The 16,211-nt window shown below is 43.1% G+C and carries 13 protein-coding genes; 8 read left to right on the top strand and 5 right to left on the bottom strand.

From position 1 onward, the window contains the following. The first annotated feature begins 6 nt into the window (after positions 1-6). Positions 7-1,437 (top strand): ribosome biogenesis GTPase Der, encoded by a 1,431-nt coding sequence (gene der / locus L6421_RS08095; protein ID WP_237261209.1) that lies wholly within the window; start codon positions 7-9, stop codon positions 1,435-1,437. A 120-nt stretch (positions 1,438-1,557) separates the two neighbouring features. Beyond that, positions 1,558-5,421, top strand: a complete 3,864-nt coding sequence (locus L6421_RS08090) for a DUF3683 domain-containing protein (protein ID WP_237261207.1) — start codon at positions 1,558-1,560, stop codon at positions 5,419-5,421. A gap of 101 nt (positions 5,422-5,522) precedes the next feature. On the opposite strand, the gene L6421_RS08085 is transcribed toward L6421_RS08090, so the two are convergent. Together L6421_RS08085 and L6421_RS08080 are read right to left on the bottom strand one after the other, a co-directional pair. Beyond that, positions 5,523-5,828 (bottom strand): c-type cytochrome, encoded by a 306-nt coding sequence (locus tag L6421_RS08085; protein ID WP_237261205.1) that lies wholly within the window; start codon positions 5,826-5,828, stop codon positions 5,523-5,525. Positions 5,829-5,978: 150 nt separating this feature from the next. Continuing rightward, complete coding sequence (locus L6421_RS08080; protein ID WP_237261203.1) at positions 5,979-6,284, bottom strand: c-type cytochrome; 306 nt, start codon at positions 6,282-6,284, stop codon at positions 5,979-5,981. Positions 6,285-6,617: 333 nt separating this feature from the next. On the opposite strand from L6421_RS08080, the gene L6421_RS08075 reads away from it, so the two are divergent. Further along, the gene (locus L6421_RS08075; RefSeq protein ID WP_237261201.1) at positions 6,618-6,794 is read left to right on the top strand and encodes a hypothetical protein; all 177 of its coding nucleotides are present in this window, start codon (positions 6,618-6,620) and stop codon (positions 6,792-6,794) included. 66 nt (positions 6,795-6,860) lie between these two features. Here L6421_RS08075 and rsgA read toward each other — a convergent pair whose 3' ends face one another. The 3 genes from rsgA to L6421_RS08060 all read right to left on the bottom strand — a co-directional run bounded on the left by rsgA (position 6,861) and on the right by L6421_RS08060 (position 9,653). Beyond that, positions 6,861-7,907 (bottom strand): ribosome small subunit-dependent GTPase A, encoded by a 1,047-nt coding sequence (rsgA, locus tag L6421_RS08070; RefSeq protein WP_237261199.1) that lies wholly within the window; start codon positions 7,905-7,907, stop codon positions 6,861-6,863. Between the two features lie 20 nt (positions 7,908-7,927). Further along, complete coding sequence (locus tag L6421_RS08065) at positions 7,928-8,281, bottom strand: 4a-hydroxytetrahydrobiopterin dehydratase (RefSeq protein ID WP_237261198.1); 354 nt, start codon at positions 8,279-8,281, stop codon at positions 7,928-7,930. Positions 8,282-8,387: 106 nt separating this feature from the next. Then, the gene (locus L6421_RS08060; protein ID WP_237261197.1) at positions 8,388-9,653 is read right to left on the bottom strand and encodes a M48 family metallopeptidase; all 1,266 of its coding nucleotides are present in this window, start codon (positions 9,651-9,653) and stop codon (positions 8,388-8,390) included. Positions 9,654-9,901: 248 nt separating this feature from the next. On the opposite strand from L6421_RS08060, the gene orn reads away from it, so the two are divergent. The 5 genes from orn to L6421_RS08035 all read left to right on the top strand — a co-directional run bounded on the left by orn (position 9,902) and on the right by L6421_RS08035 (position 16,145). Beyond that, positions 9,902-10,459, top strand: coding sequence for an oligoribonuclease (gene orn / locus L6421_RS08055; RefSeq protein WP_237261195.1), 558 nt, complete (start codon positions 9,902-9,904; stop codon positions 10,457-10,459). Between the two features lie 295 nt (positions 10,460-10,754). Continuing rightward, the gene (locus tag L6421_RS08050; protein WP_237261193.1) at positions 10,755-12,458 is read left to right on the top strand and encodes an acetolactate synthase 3 large subunit; all 1,704 of its coding nucleotides are present in this window, start codon (positions 10,755-10,757) and stop codon (positions 12,456-12,458) included. Between the two features lie 9 nt (positions 12,459-12,467). Then, positions 12,468-12,959 carry an acetolactate synthase small subunit gene (gene ilvN / locus L6421_RS08045; protein WP_237261191.1) on the top strand — a complete coding sequence of 164 codons (492 nt, stop codon included), beginning with the start codon at positions 12,468-12,470 and terminating at the stop codon, positions 12,957-12,959. Between the two features lie 141 nt (positions 12,960-13,100). After that, on the top strand, positions 13,101-14,117 hold the full coding sequence (gene ilvC, locus L6421_RS08040; protein ID WP_237261190.1) for a ketol-acid reductoisomerase: 1,017 nt from the start codon (positions 13,101-13,103) through the stop codon (positions 14,115-14,117). Between the two features lie 783 nt (positions 14,118-14,900). After that, positions 14,901-16,145: an L-lactate MFS transporter gene (locus L6421_RS08035; RefSeq protein ID WP_237261188.1), complete on the top strand. Its 1,245-nt coding sequence runs from the start codon at positions 14,901-14,903 to the stop codon at positions 16,143-16,145. Positions 16,146-16,211: the final 66 nt, after the last annotated feature.

Here is a 16,211-nt window from a genome sequence, read left to right as displayed (position 1 = left end):
AAAAAAATGAGTAAACCTGTAATCGCTTTAGTTGGCCGTCCAAATGTTGGTAAGTCTACACTTTTTAACCGCTTGACCCGTTCAAGAGATGCCATTGTCGCGGATTATCCGGGGTTAACTCGTGATAGACAATATGGAACGGGTCGTCTTGGTAATTCACCCTATATTGTGGTGGATACGGGAGGACTAAGTGGCGAGATTGAAGGTGTTGATCCTTTAATGGCCGATCAGGTTCGTGCCGCTCTGGAAGAGGCGGATGCGGTGCTGTTCTTGGTGGATGGCCGTCAAGGGATTGTGCCAGCTGACGAGGTCATCGCTAACTATATCCGTCAGTTTGATAAACCCGTTTATGTCCTGGTGAATAAAGCAGAGGGTTGCGACCATTCAATGGTTGCCTCCGACTTCTTCCAATTAGGATTGGGTGAACCTTTAGCAATTTCTTCGGCACATGGTGACAATGTTGCGGTTGCCATCGAGCATGTGCTTTCGGCCTTGCCTGCAAAGCAAGATGAGGAAGAGTTTGAACTGGATGAACATCCTGGAGTAAGGGTTGCGGTCATTGGGCGTCCAAATGTGGGTAAATCCACTTTGATTAACCGTATGATAGGTGAAGAAAGGGTGGTTGCCTTTGATATGCCGGGCACGACACGAGACAGTATCTTTGTTCCGTTTGAACGTAACGGTAAACCTTATACATTGATTGATACGGCAGGTGTACGTCGTCGAAAAAACATCAAAGAAAAAATAGAGAAGTTCAGTATTATCAAAGCCATGGAAGCGATGGCGGACTCTCATGTGGTGATTTTGCTAATTGACGGTTCCGAAGGGTTAACGGATCAGGATTTGACTTTACTCGGACTTGCCATTGAATCTGGTAGAGGTTTGGTGATTGCGGTCAATAAATGGGATAACTTGAGTTCTGACCAAAAAGAGTGGGTTAAAAACGAGCTTAGTTTCCGTCTGCAGTTTGCCGATTATGCCAAGCAACACTTGATTTCGGCTTTGCATGGAACCGGTGTGGGTGACTTGTTTAAAACGATTGATGCGGTACATCTAGCTGCATTTAAGCGAGTTTCGACTTCTGATTTAAACCGTGTTTTAGAGCAAGCGGTGCTTGACCACCAACCGCCACTTATTGGCGGGCGTCGCGTCAAATTACGTTATGCACACTTGGGTGGTTTAAATCCACCAAGAGTCATTGTGCATGGTACGCAAGTCGATAAGTTACCGGCGGCTTATACTAAGTATCTGGTCAATGTTTTCCGTAAAGCTTTCAAATGGGTGGGGACACCTGTCACAGTCGAATATAAAGTGGCGGCCAATCCATTTGAAGGCCGTAAAAGCAAACCGCCTTCCCGTTTATCAGGACGACAAGAAAAGTCTGAAATGAAAGCGAAGCTTAAGAAAAAGAAAAAACCGACTAAACGCCGCAGTTAACTGTGTTGTTGGCAATTTCAATATTAAGTTAAGGATGTGAATCCTTAACTTGAGTTTAAATATAGATTTTTAATCAAAGCTTAGAATCAAATCATCTAACCAAAGAGTTTAATCCATACCATGAGTCCAAATTTGACCAAACGTATTCGCGAAATCCCTTATAACTATACTTCGTTCTCTGATAAAGAGATCGTCTTAAGGTTTTTAGGTGAGCAGTGCTGGACAACGATTGAATCGTTACGCCAAACTCGTAATACTGGACGTTCTGCACGTATGTTGTTTGAAGTTTTGGGCGACATGTGGGTGGTAAGCCGTAACCCTTATATTCAAGGTGATTTGATTGAAAACCCTAAACGCCGTGAAGCGTTAATCGGGGCTTTACAGCATCGTCTTAAAGAAGTTGAAAAACGTCTAAATGGTAATGAAACTGCTGAAGAACTTTTAGAAGCTACTCGTAAGGCCGTTCAAGAGTTTTCTGAATGGTTTCCTAAACAGGTCGTATTACGTCATAAGGTCTTAAAACGTCTTAAAAAATGTACACGTGAAGACAATATCGATTTTGGTGGTTTAGCACGAGTGTCTCATGCCACTGATGCGACCGACTGGCGTGTGGAATTGCCCCTTGTGGTGTTAACTCCGGATACCGAGCAAGAAACCATCGAGATGGTAGAAGCTTGTATCGAATTGGAATTAACCATCATCCCTCGTGGAGGTGGGACGGGGTATACCGGTGGAGCCATACCATTACATCAAAACACCGCGGTAATTAACACTGAAAAACTCGAATTCATGAGTTTGGTTGAACAAGCTGAACTTCCTATGATCGGTAAGGTACCGACCATTCGTACTGGTGCTGGTGTGGTCACGCGTAGAGTATCTGAGCAAGCCGAACGTTTCGGTTATGTGTTTGCGGTTGACCCTACCTCTCAAGACGCTTCCACCATAGGTGGAAATATCTCTATGAACGCGGGGGGTAAAAAAGCGGTTTTATGGGGTACAACCCTGGATAATCTAGCGTCTTGGAGAATGGTTACTCCGGATGCCAAGTGGCTGGAAGTCGAGCGTGTAAACCACAATTTAGGCAAGTTGCAGGATCAGCAAACCGTTATTTTCGATATCCGTCGTTATGAGAAAGATGGACAGACCCAGATTGGTGAAACTGAGCGCTTGGAGATTCCAGGTTCTGGTTTTAGACAGGCAGGCCTGGGTAAAGATGTTACCGACAAGTTTTTAAGTGGTCTTCCAGGGATTCAAAAAGAAGGATGTGATGGCTTGATCACTTCAAGCCGCTTTATCGTGCATCGTATGCCAAGTCACACCCGTACAGTTTGTTTGGAGTTCTTTGGTACCGATTTGAGTTTGGCGGTTCCGGCCATTGTCGAGATTTTAGATTACGTTGAGTCAAAGAAGAAAGAAGGCATTTTAATTGCCGGTCTTGAGCATCTGGATGATCGTTATATCAAAGCGGTCAAATACAACACCAAGGCGAGCCGTAAAGAATTGCCCAAGATGCTGTTGCTGGCCGATATTTGCGGTGAAAACGGTTTTGAAGTGGCCAACACTTGTACCGAAATCGTCGCACTTGCCAATAAACGTAATGCCGAAGGTTTCATTGCGGTTAGTGATGAAGCGCGTAAGCGTTTCTGGTTAGACCGTTCACGCACGGCGGCGATTTCATCACACACCAACGCGTTTAAAATCAATGAAGACGTGGTTATCCCGCTTGATCGTTTGAATGAATACAATATCGAAATCGAAAAAATCAATATTGAAATGTCGATCAAGAACAAAGTCGATATCCTAAATGCTTATATTGATTATTTTGAAGGCGATATCCCAGAGTTTAGTCAAGCGGATGATTTTGAAGATATTTCTGGACCATCCAACTACTTTAGAGGCAAGGTTGAAGAAACCTTGCAACATTTTAAAACAGTCAAAACCCGTTGGTTAGGCAAACTTGAGCGCCTGAATGCACCTGTTAACGAATGTTTGGATCTGTTGCCTGAAGAGTTTCATGGCAATGTGCGAGAAGGCGATACGTTAGCCAGTCTATTTTTGCGTCGTGAAACCGTGCTCTCCTATAGAAAAGAGGTGAAGGAGTTCCTGACTCAGACATTCTTAGGGCACGATTTTGAGGCTCTGCACAAGCGATTAGATAAAATACATTCGGAGATCCGTACTGCCAGACTGTTTGTCGCGTTACACATGCATGCTGGTGATGGCAATATCCACACCAATATTCCTGTGCATTCTGGAAACTATGAGATGGTGCACCTTGCGGAGTCATTGGTTGACCGCATCATGGAAGTGGCGCATCGTCTGGGTGGTGTCATTTCAGGTGAACATGGTATTGGATTAACTAAATTCCAGTATTTGGAAGCGTCTAAGATTGAAGCGTTTGTTAAATACAAAAATCAAGTCGATCCTAACGGACACTTCAATAAAGGCAAGTTGATGCCAGGTTCTGGTTTAGATAATGCCTACACGCCATCATTAAGTTTAGTGAATCAAGAGGCTATCATCTTAGAAGCCAATGAACTTGATGCTTTGAATAATGACATCAAAGACTGTCTTCGTTGCGGTAAATGTAAGCCTGTCTGTCAAACCCATATTCCGCGCGCGAACTTACTGTATTCGCCGCGTAATAAGATTCTGGCAACCGGTCAGGTGATTGAAGCCTTTATGTATGAAGAGCAGACCCGTCGCGGTATCTCTCTACAACACTTTGATGCCATGAACGATGTCGCAGACCACTGTACGACTTGCCATAAATGTGAAACACCTTGTCCTGTGAATATCGACTTTGGTGATGTGTCGATCCGTATGCGTAATATCTTGACTAAGATGGGGCAAAAACGTTCTTCTATCACGGTTAAAGCGGCTTTATGGTTCCTGAACACCAAAAATCCGATGACCATCAAAGTCATGCGTAAGGTCATGATTGGTTGGAGTGCGAATTTCATCACCTTGGGTCACAAGGTGGCAAAATCACTGGGTCTGCTAGGTAAGGCGCGTGATATTCCATCACAATCGACAAAGATTGCTCCTGTACAGCAGCAAGTCATTAATTTTGTACGTAAGCCTTTGAATACCGGGCCTAACCAGTCTACCATGCGTGGTTTATTAGGGCTGGAAGACGCTAATATGGTTCCGATTGTCAGTGACCCAAGCAAAGTCAATGATGATTCGGATGCGGTGTTCTATTTCCCAGGTTGTGGTTCAGAACGTCTGTTCAGCGATATTGGGTTGGCGACCATTGCGATGCTTTCAGAGTCTGGCGCTCAAACGGTATTGCCGCCAGGTTATCTATGTTGTGGTTATCCGCAAACGGCGGCAGGACAAGCCGATAAAGGTGCACAAATTACGGCAGAAAACCGTGCTCTGTTCCACCGTGTGGCCAACACCTTGAACTATTTAGACATCAAAACTGTGATCGTTTCTTGCGGTACTTGTATGGATCAGCTCTTGAAGTACGAGTTTGAGTTGATTTTCCCTGGTTGTAGACTATTGGATATACACGAATATCTGACTGAGAAGGGGATGTCGGTAGAGTCCTCTAATGGTGTGAAGTACCTTTATCATGCACCATGTCATGATCCTATGAAGAAGATGGATGGGACTCAGGTCGCTAAAGACTTGCTTAAAACCGATGAGGTTCTATTGTCTGATCGTTGCTGTAGTGAGGCGGGGACTTTAGCCACCGCTAGACCGGATATTTCTGAACAATTACGTTTCAGAAAAACCATTGAATTAACCAACGGTATCAACGAGTTAACCGGGCATGACCGCTCTATTGACGGTGAAGTCAAGTTGTTGACCTCTTGTCCTGCTTGTCAGCAAGGCTTGAACCGTTATGAAGACGAGACTGGCTTGAAAACCGACTATATTGTGGTTGAGTTGGCTAAAAACGTCTTTGGGGAAAGCTGGAAGGACGAGTTTATTCAACGTCTTGAAAAAGAAGGGGTTGAGAAGGTCTTGCTATAGAGTTGGTTTTTCTTAAGATACAAAAAAGGCGCATCTGTATGCGCCTTTTTTATTGCGGATTAGAAAGTCACCAGGCCTGGTGACTTATCTTCATAAGCGATTTATTTTGCTGTTTGTGCCGCGTAAAATGCCGCTAATTCTTTGATTTCAGCGTCTGTTAAGCCTTTTGCAAAGGTAGCCATTGTCGCATCTTTACGGAAACCATCACGGAAGTCTTTTAATTGCTTTTCTAAATAGTTCGCATGCTGGCCAGCAAGTTTAGGAAAGTTAGGTACAACGCTGTTACCATCTGCAGCATGACAACCAACACACATTGCTGCTTTAGCAGGTGCTGCAGGTGCTTCAGCTTGTGCGTTAGCTGACAGAAGTAGGCCTGTTGAAAGTGTCGCAATCAGTAGTTTTTTCATATTGGTTCTCTCTTGAATTAAGTTTTATGTACAGTGGGTTAATTTATAGCGATAGCTCGATTAAATCAAGCCTAAAGCATAAACTCCAGGTATAAAAAAACCGCCTAAGGATAAACCCGAGGCGGTTCTCAGTACGTTAAACTCTATAAATTATAGAGAAGCAACGTATGCAGCGATGTTTTCCATGTCTGCGTCAGAAAGACCAGCAGCCATTGGAGCCATCATAGAAGTCATAGGACCTACTTGCTCACCCGCTTTGTAAGCGTGAAGCTTAGCTACGATGTCAGCAGGAGCTTGACCAGCTAACTTAGGACCAACACCACCTTCAGCAGCGGCACCGTGACAACCAACGCAAGTAGCGAAAGCCGCTTGACCAGCAGTTGCATCACCAGCTTGAGCAGCTGCACCGAAAGAAACTAAACCAGCCGCAGCTAGTGCAATTAATGTATTTTTCATTTGTACTCTCCTAAAGCACTGTGTAAAAAGTTTCGGGTTTTATCCCTGGGTGCAATTACAAACGAAATGGGGCTTAGAGTCAAGAAAGAAGACTTGAGCAACCCTTAATATTACCGGAAATTATGTATTAATTCGTAAGAAGTTGCTTAGAGTCTTTAAAAAACTCCCTTTTACCTTAGATGGCGTTGCTGTTGGTGTTGTCAATATGGGGGGAATTTACTCAAGATATTGCATTTAGTGAGTTTGGGTTTTGCATAACGGCGACTAAAAAAAGACGTTATTCGATTTGAATGATAGACTTATTATCATTTAAATAAATAGTTGGGTTTTATTATGATGTATATTCGTTTGCTCTTGGTGGCGTTGGCGTTATCGGTGTTAACTTGGCTCGTGCTTAAAGCCATTCGTAAACCGGTCAATATCGGCTTGCTTTTTCTTTTTTGGATTGCAACCATCTTTGGCAGCATGGGCTTGTTGTATTTAATATCCGTTTGGTTTGTGTCGAACTAGATGATTTCTCTCTTTATGGGCGTGTGGCTCTAGGATTCAATAGGAAAAGCTTGGTGAAGATTAAGCTTAAGGATTTTGTTCGGCCGCATTCGCTTTAAACTCTTCCAGTAAACGTTGGAAACTCTGATAGCGGCTTAACGCGATTTCATCTTGTTCGACGGCGTCTCGAATCGCACAGTTCGGTTCAATCGAATGGGTGCAGTTATTGTATTTGCATTGGCCCAGAAAGGGCGCGAAATCCGGATAATAACTCTCTAGTTCCGAAAGCGAGCAGGGGGAGGGACTGAATTGTCTGACGCCTGGAGAATCAATTAGGTTTCCGGTGGCGATAAGTTCATCACTTTGCTCATTCTGTTTGCTTAAGTGATATAGGATGCTATTGGTGGTTGTATGTTTTCCCAAACCGGTCGCTTCGGATAGTTGCCCTACACGAATGTCCAAATCAGGAATCAACGCATTGATAAGAGACGATTTTCCTGCGCCGGAAGGTCCGACAAATACACTGTTTTTATCGGCCATAAAGTCTTGCAAGGTTTGTAAACCTTCACTTGATATGGTCGAGGCAGGAATCAACTCGATTCCCATGGCATCGTAGGGTTCCAATAGCGCGGCTATGGCTTCCCAGTCTTCGTCTGTTTCCAGTAAATCGACTTTATTGATGATGATAATCACCGGAATATCGAGCTGTTTGGCCGCCACTAAATAGCGGTCGATCATGTCCGGATGGATGCCGGGGACAACCGGCATGACAATGCCGATAAAGTCGATATTCGCGGCAATCATGCGTGTTTGCCCTCTGAAACCAGGGCGGCTGAGTTCGTGTGTTCTAGGCTCAACTCTCACAACCACACCGGTATTGGCTTCTAAATCGGTTTGCCAAATTACCTTATCACCTGCCACCAATTTGCCTAGATGTTGGCGAATGGCGCAACTGAATGTCCGGCCTTTAGCATCTTCAACAAGTACACGTTTACCAAAACTGGTTATGACCAGGCCTGGTTGCTCTTCACCAAGATGTGAAGAGCTGTTTGCAACGCTTTTCTCAGCGAGTTTTGGACGGTTTTTGTCCGCAACTCGGCGTTTTTGCTGATGTGTTAACTTGCGTTTAGCCATAAGGGGTTATATCACTTCGATTAGTCTAAAAGAGCGTTGATTTTAGCGGCCATAATCATGTCGTTCATGGTTAAGCCCTTAGCGGAATGAGTGGTCAAGGTGATTTCGCAGCTATTGTAATCAAAACAAATTTTAGGGTGGTGGTCTTCTTTATTGGCCAGCCAGGTTACCGCATTTACAAACGCGATGGTTTGGTGGTAGTTTTTGAAGTTGAATGTTTTGGCGATATTGGCGTAGTTCAACGGCGCTTCCCAACCGTCTAAAACACTCAAGTTGCTTTCAATGGTAGGAATGATAATCGGCTTAGAGCCTTTTGGCATATCTTCACAACGTTGGTTTAACAATTCTTGAACTAAAGGCGATGGATGACTCATTTAATATTCCTAAATTTTTGACATTGAGTTTTTGACTTTGAAAATGATTTACCGCTCAATACAGCGATAAATCATGATTTTTAAAACAACTGGAGCCGTGTTTATCTCACGTGTTCTCAGTAGTGTCTTGAGCTAAAGATTTCAAGTGATCAATACGAATTTTAGCCGGTGGATGACTATCGTGATAGGCCGAATACATTGGGTCTGGCGTTAAGGTACTCGCATTGTCACGATACATTTTCAGTAGTGCTGAAATCAGATGTTCGGCACCGACATGTTGCGCGGCAAAGGCATCCGCCTCAAATTCATGTTTGCGGCTTTTAAAGGCACCGATAGGCCCCATAAAAAAGAACATGACCGGCACGGCCGTCATAAACAGCAGTAACGCAATCGCCGGTGATTGGTCAATCATGCCCAGGCCTGTATAAAACTCGGGCAGTTGAATCAACCAGCCTAATAAGGCTAAACCAATCAGGCTGTAAACAGTGCCTTCTATAAGGCGTTTGCGAATATGTCCATGTTTAAAGTGCCCCAGTTCATGGGCTAAAACCGCCTCGACTTCTTCCGGGGTCAGGCTCTCTAGTAAAGTATCAAAGAAAACAATACGTTTATTTTTTCCCATACCGGTGAAGTAGGCGTTACCATGCCCCGAGCGTGACGAGCCGTCCATCACAAAAATCCCATTGGATTTAAAACCGGTGCGTTCCAGTAAATTGGTAATGCGGGTTTTCATCGCTTCATCTTCCAGCGGAGTGAATTTGTTGAAAATCGGCGCAATCCATTTCGGGTACGCCCACATGATGATCAATTGAAAACTCATCCAAACCACCCAGGTATAAAACCACCAGGCCTGGTCAATAAATTGAGTCATGATGCTCAAGATAACCCAAATCAAAGGTAATCCTAACGCAAGGATCAGCAACCACTGTTTGATTAAATCGCTTACGAATTTCATTGGAGTGGTCTTGTTAAAACCGTATTCAGCTTCAATTTTAAACGTGCTCAATAGGCTGAATGGCAGGTGAAGAATCGATAATACCCATAAGGTGGAAAGTAAAAAGCCAACTTCTATCCACTGCGTTTCAAGCCCGCTTCCTAACCATGCGGAATAGATGTATTGAAACCCGCCTCCAAGTGTCATTAACCATAAGATTGCCGCGTCATAAAACAGCCCTAAGCGTCCAAGTTGTAATTTGGCACGACTATAGTCAGCGGCTTTCTGATGAGCTTCCAAGCTGACGGTTTCACTGAAATCTTCTGGAACTTGATTGCGGTTCTTACCGATATGGAACTGGTTTTTGATGTTCAACCAAACTTCAATTAACAGGTTGATAAAGAGAGCGCCTAAGAACAGCGGGGTAATCCAATTCATAATATGCCTATGTTATTTGTATTTTAGGGATGACTATGTTTTCTGTATAAATTCTACGTTAAGATAAGCGCATATTGTATGTTAAGAGCTGTCATCAAGGTAGAAAATCCATTAAAAAGCTTGTTAACCTTTCTGATAAAGCGGGGTGTTGTCAGGTTATTGTTCAGCGCAACGCTTTGCTTTTCAGCGGGTTTGATGGCATAAGCAGCTTAATGTGACAAGCCAATTTGCTGAATGTGAGAATGAATATGAAGTCAGAGAATAACTTAATTTGGATTGATTTGGAGATGACAGGGCTTGAGCCTAAAACCCATAAGATCATTGAGATTGCGACGGTGGTGACCGATAGTGAACTGAATGTTTTGGCGGAAGGCCCGGTGATTGCGATTCAAACCAATCAAGCAGACCTGGATTTGATGGATAACTGGTGTGTTACCCATCATGGTAATTCCGGGTTGACTCAACGGGTGCAGGACAGTCAGGTTTCCATGCAAGAGGCGGAGCGTTTGACCATTGAATTTTTACAACAATATGTCCCGTCTGGAAAATCACCGATGTGTGGCAATAGCATCTGCCAGGATAGACGTTTTATGGTGGAGCAAATGCCCCTTTTAGAAGGCTTTTTTCACTATCGAAATTTAGATGTCAGCACCTTAAAAGAACTTGCACGTCGTTGGGCGCCAAAAGTCTACCAAACGCATAAGAAAAGTGGTGCCCATTTGGCTTTGGCGGATATTATGGAATCGATTGATGAATTAAACCACTATCGTAAACACCTGCTTTTAGCAGAATTTCAAAATGCATAAACCCTTTTAAATGTTAGGGTCAAAGATCCAATATAAACCCAAAATATTATGCATTTATTGCTAAGGGATATTAAATCCTTAATTTTTAAGGCTCTTTTATGACAAAAAGGGCTTAAAAGTCCGTCTTTATGGTTCTAAATAGTAACAAAATCTTATATAATTCTTCGCTTGTCACTTAAAAAAGACAGTGACTGTTTTTATCTAATTTTTGCTATTTTTTTGAGTATCGTTTTTAACCGTTTTTTTTAAGTGTTGATATTTATAAAAATGGCTTTTTACTAAGAGGAACTAAGTTGTGGAAATGACTGGTGCCCAAATCCTGGTACATTATCTTCAGGACGAGGGAGTAGAGCATATATGGGGTTATCCTGGTGGCGCTGTTCTGCCAATTTACGATGCCCTTGATACGGACGCTGATAAATTAAATCATATTTTAGTGCGTCACGAACAAGCAGCGGTACATGCTGCAGATGGTTATGCGCGCTCTACAGGTAAACCAGGAGTGGTCCTTGTAACTTCGGGTCCTGGTGCGACCAATGCCGTAACAGGTATTGCAACCGCCTATATGGATTCGATTCCAATGGTTTGTATTACCGGTCAGGTGCCTACGGCAATGATTGGTTTAGATGCATTCCAAGAAATTGATACCGTTGGGATTACAAGACCAATCGTAAAACACAACTTCTTAGTTAAGGATGTTAACGAACTTGCTGATACGCTCAAAAAAGCGTTTTATTTAGCAACAACGGGCCGACCAGGCCCTGTTGTAGTTGATATTCCGAAAGATATCCAAACCGCCAAAAGCTCTTATGTATATCCACAAGAAGTTGATATGCGCTCCTATTTGCCTGTGACAAAAGGCCATAGCGGACAAATTAAGAAAGCTGTAGAAATGATGCTTTCAGCCAAACGTCCTATTTTATATACCGGTGGTGGTGTTGTTTTAGGTGAAGCTTCTGCTGAACTGACCGAAATGACACGTAAATTAGGCTTCCCGATTACGCAGACTTTGATGGGGTTGGGGGCTTTCCCTGCTTCGGATAAACAATCTGTAGGTATGTTGGGTATGCACGGAACTTACGAAGCGAACCTTTCCATGCATCACAGTGATGTGATTATTGCGATTGGTGCGCGTTTTGACGACCGTGTAACCGGTAATTTAGAGAAGTTTTGTCCTGACGCTAAGATCATTCATGTGGATATTGACCCTGCGTCAATCTCAAAGAACGTCATCGTTGATATTCCAATCGTTGGCCCTGTAAAACAGGTTTTGACGGAAATGAACGCGATTTTAGATAATACCGAGCTTAAATCTGATGAAGCCGCTTTAGCCGAGTGGTGGGAGCAGATTGAGAAATGGCGTGCGACCGATTGTCTGCGCTACGATACCATGGGCTCTAAAATCAAACCTCAGGCTGCGGTTCAAGCTGTATGGGAAGTGACTAACGGTGATGCTTACGTGGCATCAGATGTTGGACAACACCAAATGTACGCTGCGCAGTACTATCCATTTGATAAGCCACGCCGTTGGTTGAATTCAGGTGGTTTGGGCACGATGGGCTTCGGTCTACCTGCGGCGATGGGGGCGCAAATGGCGTTCCCGGATGCAACGGTTATTTGTGTAACGGGTGAAGGTTCGATTCAAATGAATATTCAAGAACTTTCAACTTGTATGCAGTATGGTCTGCCGGTAAAAATCATCTGCTTGAATAACGGTTTCTTAGGTATGGTGCGTCAGTGGCAGGAGTTCTTCTATGAGCGCCGTTACTCAATGTCATACATGGAATCTTTGCCTGACTTTGTTAAGTTGGCTGAGTCTTATGGCCATGTAGGTGTTCGTATTGATGATCCTAAAACCATGAAAGAACAGCTTGAAGAAGTGTTCTCTGATAAAAACAAAGACCGTTTGGTATTTGTTGACATCATCACGGATCAACAAGAAAACGTTTACCCAATGATTCCTGCCGGTGCAGGTCTTAATGAAATGATTTTGGTATAGGTGCAAACGATGAAACATATTATTTCGATGTTAATGGAAAATGAATCGGGTGCCCTTTCACGCGTTGCAGGCTTGTTTTCAGCACGTGGCTATAACATTCATGCATTAACGGTGGCACCGACTGAAGACGACTCTCTTTCACGTTTAACTTTGGTTACCAGTGGTACTTCTGCACAAATAGAGCAGGTGGTTAAACACTTGAATCGTTTAATTGATGTGGTGAAGGTGTTGGATTTGACGGAAGGTTCACATATTGAACGTGAACTGATGTTGATCAAGCTTTCGGCAACGGGCGATATGCGTGAAGAATATAAGCGTTTAGCGGATATTTTCAGAGGCGATATCATTGATGTCACCGCCACCACTTACACCGTGCAGATGGTGGGTGAGTCTAAAAAGCTAGACGCCTTTATCGATGCCATTGATCCAGTACTGATTTTAGAAACAGTACGTTCTGGAACAGTGGGAGTGATGCGTGGAGAAAAGTGTTTACACGTATAACTAAGTCGTTGATAATGCCCGCATAACTTAAGCGGGTATTTCAAAACCCCAATTTTGATTTAATCAATATTATTCAAATATTATTTAATTAGTAACAACGAATACCGGTTTAAGGTATTCAATTAAAGTAAGGATATAACAATGCAAGTTTATTACGATAAAGACTGCGATCTATCAATCATCCAAGGTAAAAAAGTAGCTATCATTGGTTTTGGTTCTCAAGGTCACGCTCACGCGGCTAACCTACAAGATTCTGGTGTTGATGTTACTGTCGGTCTTCGTGCTGGTTCTTCATCAATCGCTAAAGCAGAAGGTTACGGCCTAAAAACGGCTGACGTTGCAACTGCGGTTGCAGGTGCGGACGTTGTTATGCTTCTTACTCCAGATGAGTTCCAATCAGTTCTTTATAAAGAAGAGATTGAGCCAAACATCAAGCAAGGTGCGGTTTTAGCATTCGCACACGGTTTTGCAATCATCTATAACCAAATCGTTCCTCGTAAAGATTTAGACGTAATCATGATCGCTCCAAAAGCACCTGGTCACACTGTACGTTCTGAATTCGTTCGTGGTGGTGGTATTCCTGACTTGATCGCTGTTGAACAAGATGCTTCTGGTAATGCAAAAGCAATCGCTCTATCTTACGCTTCTGGTGTAGGTGGTGGTCGTACAGGTATCATCGAAACTACTTTCCGTGACGAGTGTGAAACTGACCTGTTCGGTGAGCAAGCGGTTCTTTGTGGTGGTGCGGTTGAGCTTGTTAAAGCTGGTTTCGATACCCTTGTTGAAGCGGGTTATGAGCCAGAGATGGCTTACTTCGAATGTTTACATGAGCTTAAGCTTATCGTTGACCTAATGTTCGAAGGTGGTATCGCAGACATGAACTACTCAATCTCAAACAACGCTGAGTACGGTGAGTATGTGACTGGTCCACAAGTTATCAACGCAGAATCTCGTGAAGCGATGCGTCAAGCACTTAAAAACATCCAAACAGGTGAATACGCTAAGCAGTTCATCCTAGAAGGTCAAGCGGGTTACCCATCAATGACTGCGGCTCGTCGTAACAACGCTGAGCACGGAATTGAAGTAGTTGGTAAAAAGCTTCGTGCTATGATGCCTTGGATTGCGAGCAATAAAATCGTAGACCAAGAGAAAAACTAATTTTTTAGCGGCTTGTTTTGCCAATCTCTGCGTTGGTTAATGACTCGCTTAGTTTACTAAGCTTCGACATTAACCGCCTTGACCTTGGCAAAAACGCTCGCTAAAAAGGTTTTGTTTAAACCCCGTAAATCGTTTGATTTATGGGGTTTTTTATTGCCTGGAATTTTTGGTTTGAAATGTGACCAGGCCTGGTAGGTTGGCTTGTTTTGCCAATCTCTGTGTTGGATTCAAACTCGTTTACCCAAGTTGGTTAACTACGTAAACTTCACTTGAATCCGCCTTGACCTTGACAAAAACGCTCGCTAAAAAGGTTTTCTTAAAACCCTGTAAATCTTAACGATTTATGGGGTTTTTTATTGCCTGAAATTTTTCGTTTGAAATGTGACCAGGCCTGGTAGGTTGGCTGGCTTTGCCACTATCTGTGTTGGATTCAAACTCGTTTACCCAAGTTGGTTAACTACGTAAACTTCACTTGAATCCGCCTTGACCTTGACAAAAACGCTCGCTAAAAAGGTTTTCTTAAAACCCTGTAAATCTCAACGATTTATGGGGTTTTTTATTGCCTGAAATTTTTGGTTTGAAATGTGACCAGGCCTGGTAGGTTGAGCTGTTTTAGATATTGTTGCTAAATCCAGCTTTTGAAAATTGTAAATTTTTATATGGGTGTAAGAATCTTTGGTTCTGATAATCACCTTAAGATATGGACATATCAGGGGTTTTCTACGATATTAACACAGCTAGATTTCAATATAATTTGCATAAAATTTTTGGAGATAATATCAGATGGGAAAAAATAGATGGCTGATGGCCTTAGCCGCAGTAGGGGTTCATATTTGTATCGGCTCGGTATACGCTTGGAGTGTATACGTTAACCCGATTAAAGAAGAGATGAATTGGACGTTAACCGACGTTACGATTGCGTTTAGTATCGCGATTTTCTTCTTAGGTTTATCCGCCGCTTTAATGGGTAAGTTTGTTGAGAGAAATGGCCCAAAAGTTTCGGCTATTATCGCTGCGGTGTTATTTGGTTTGGGAACGGTAGGTTCTGGTCTTGCCATTTTGATGGAATCCAAAATGCTTTTATACTTCTTTTACGGGGTCGTTGGCGGTTGTGGATTAGGTATTGGTTATATCGCACCGGTTTCCACACTGGTGAAGTGGTTTCCAGATAAACGTGGTTTGGCCACCGGTTTGGCCATTATGGGCTTTGGATTCGCATCGGCAATCTGGGGGCCAACCATTAAAGTGTTGATTTCATCGATTGGTTTATCCACAACATTTATTGTTTTGGGTACAACCTACTTTGTGATTATGTTTGCATCGGCACTGTATTTAGAAAAACCGGAAGAGGGTTATTTGCCTGAAGGCTTCAAGAAGAAAGTGGAAGCTGGCCATAAAACAATCAAACAAGACCTTGCCATGCTAGGACTGCATGAAGCGGTTAAGACTCCAAGATTCTATGGCCTATGGTTAATGCTGTTCATTAACGTGACCTGCGGTATCGCGATTATTGGTGTGGCCTCCCCATTACTGCAAGAGGTTCTGGGTGTCTCTGCGTTGGTTGCCGCCGCAGCGGTTGGTTTAATGGGAATTTTCAATGGTGCGGGCCGTATTTTCTGGGCATCGTTATCGGATTATTTAACCCGTCCGATTGTCTATATTATTTTCTTTGCTACCCAGGCTGTGGCGTTTTACACTTTGCCCTCGATTGCTGAAATTATCATTTTCCAGGTAATCTTGTATTTCATTATGTCTTGTTATGGTGGTGGATTTGCATCCATTCCAGCGTATATCGGTGATATTTTTGGAACCAAAGAGTTGGGTGCAATCCATGGTTATATCCTAACAGCATGGGCGGCCGCAGGATTGGTGGGGCCATTGATTATTTCAATGGTTAAGGATGCTACCGGTTCTTATTCAGAAACTTTATATGTATTCTCAGGTTTCTTTGGTGTGGCTTTAATCATCTCGATTGCCATGCTGATCAATATCAAATCGATTCAGAAAAAGCAGGACATTGCGCATTAAACATATTTTTTATTATGATGCTTTGGAGTGCATAGATTAAACTCATCATTTTTTTGAGATGGGTTC

Origin of the sequence: Thiomicrorhabdus immobilis (assembly GCF_021654855.1) — a bacterium.
Taxonomy (GTDB): domain Bacteria; phylum Pseudomonadota; class Gammaproteobacteria; order Thiomicrospirales; family Thiomicrospiraceae; genus Thiomicrorhabdus; species Thiomicrorhabdus immobilis.
Note: the sequence above shows the minus strand (reverse complement) of the source record. Positions and strands in the feature narration are given on the sequence as shown.

Bases quoted from the DNA above. Each gene is read 5' to 3' on its own strand.
- der (WP_237261209.1), top strand. From the start codon at position 7: ATGAGTAAACCTGTAATCGCTTTAGTTGGCCGTCCAAATGTTGGTAAG.
- L6421_RS08090 (WP_237261207.1), top strand. From the start codon at position 1,558: ATGAGTCCAAATTTGACCAAACGTATTCGCGAAATCCCTTATAACTAT.
- L6421_RS08085 (WP_237261205.1), bottom strand. From the start codon at position 5,828: ATGAAAAAACTACTGATTGCGACACTTTCAACAGGCCTACTTCTGTCA.
- L6421_RS08080 (WP_237261203.1), bottom strand. From the start codon at position 6,284: ATGAAAAATACATTAATTGCACTAGCTGCGGCTGGTTTAGTTTCTTTC.
- L6421_RS08075 (WP_237261201.1), top strand. From the start codon at position 6,618: ATGATGTATATTCGTTTGCTCTTGGTGGCGTTGGCGTTATCGGTGTTA.
- rsgA (WP_237261199.1), bottom strand. From the start codon at position 7,907: ATGGCTAAACGCAAGTTAACACATCAGCAAAAACGCCGAGTTGCGGAC.
- L6421_RS08065 (WP_237261198.1), bottom strand. From the start codon at position 8,281: ATGAGTCATCCATCGCCTTTAGTTCAAGAATTGTTAAACCAACGTTGT.
- L6421_RS08060 (WP_237261197.1), bottom strand. From the start codon at position 9,653: ATGAATTGGATTACCCCGCTGTTCTTAGGCGCTCTCTTTATCAACCTG.
- orn (WP_237261195.1), top strand. From the start codon at position 9,902: ATGAAGTCAGAGAATAACTTAATTTGGATTGATTTGGAGATGACAGGG.
- ilvN (WP_237261191.1), top strand. From the start codon at position 12,468: ATGAAACATATTATTTCGATGTTAATGGAAAATGAATCGGGTGCCCTT.
- ilvC (WP_237261190.1), top strand. From the start codon at position 13,101: ATGCAAGTTTATTACGATAAAGACTGCGATCTATCAATCATCCAAGGT.
- L6421_RS08035 (WP_237261188.1), top strand. From the start codon at position 14,901: ATGGGAAAAAATAGATGGCTGATGGCCTTAGCCGCAGTAGGGGTTCAT.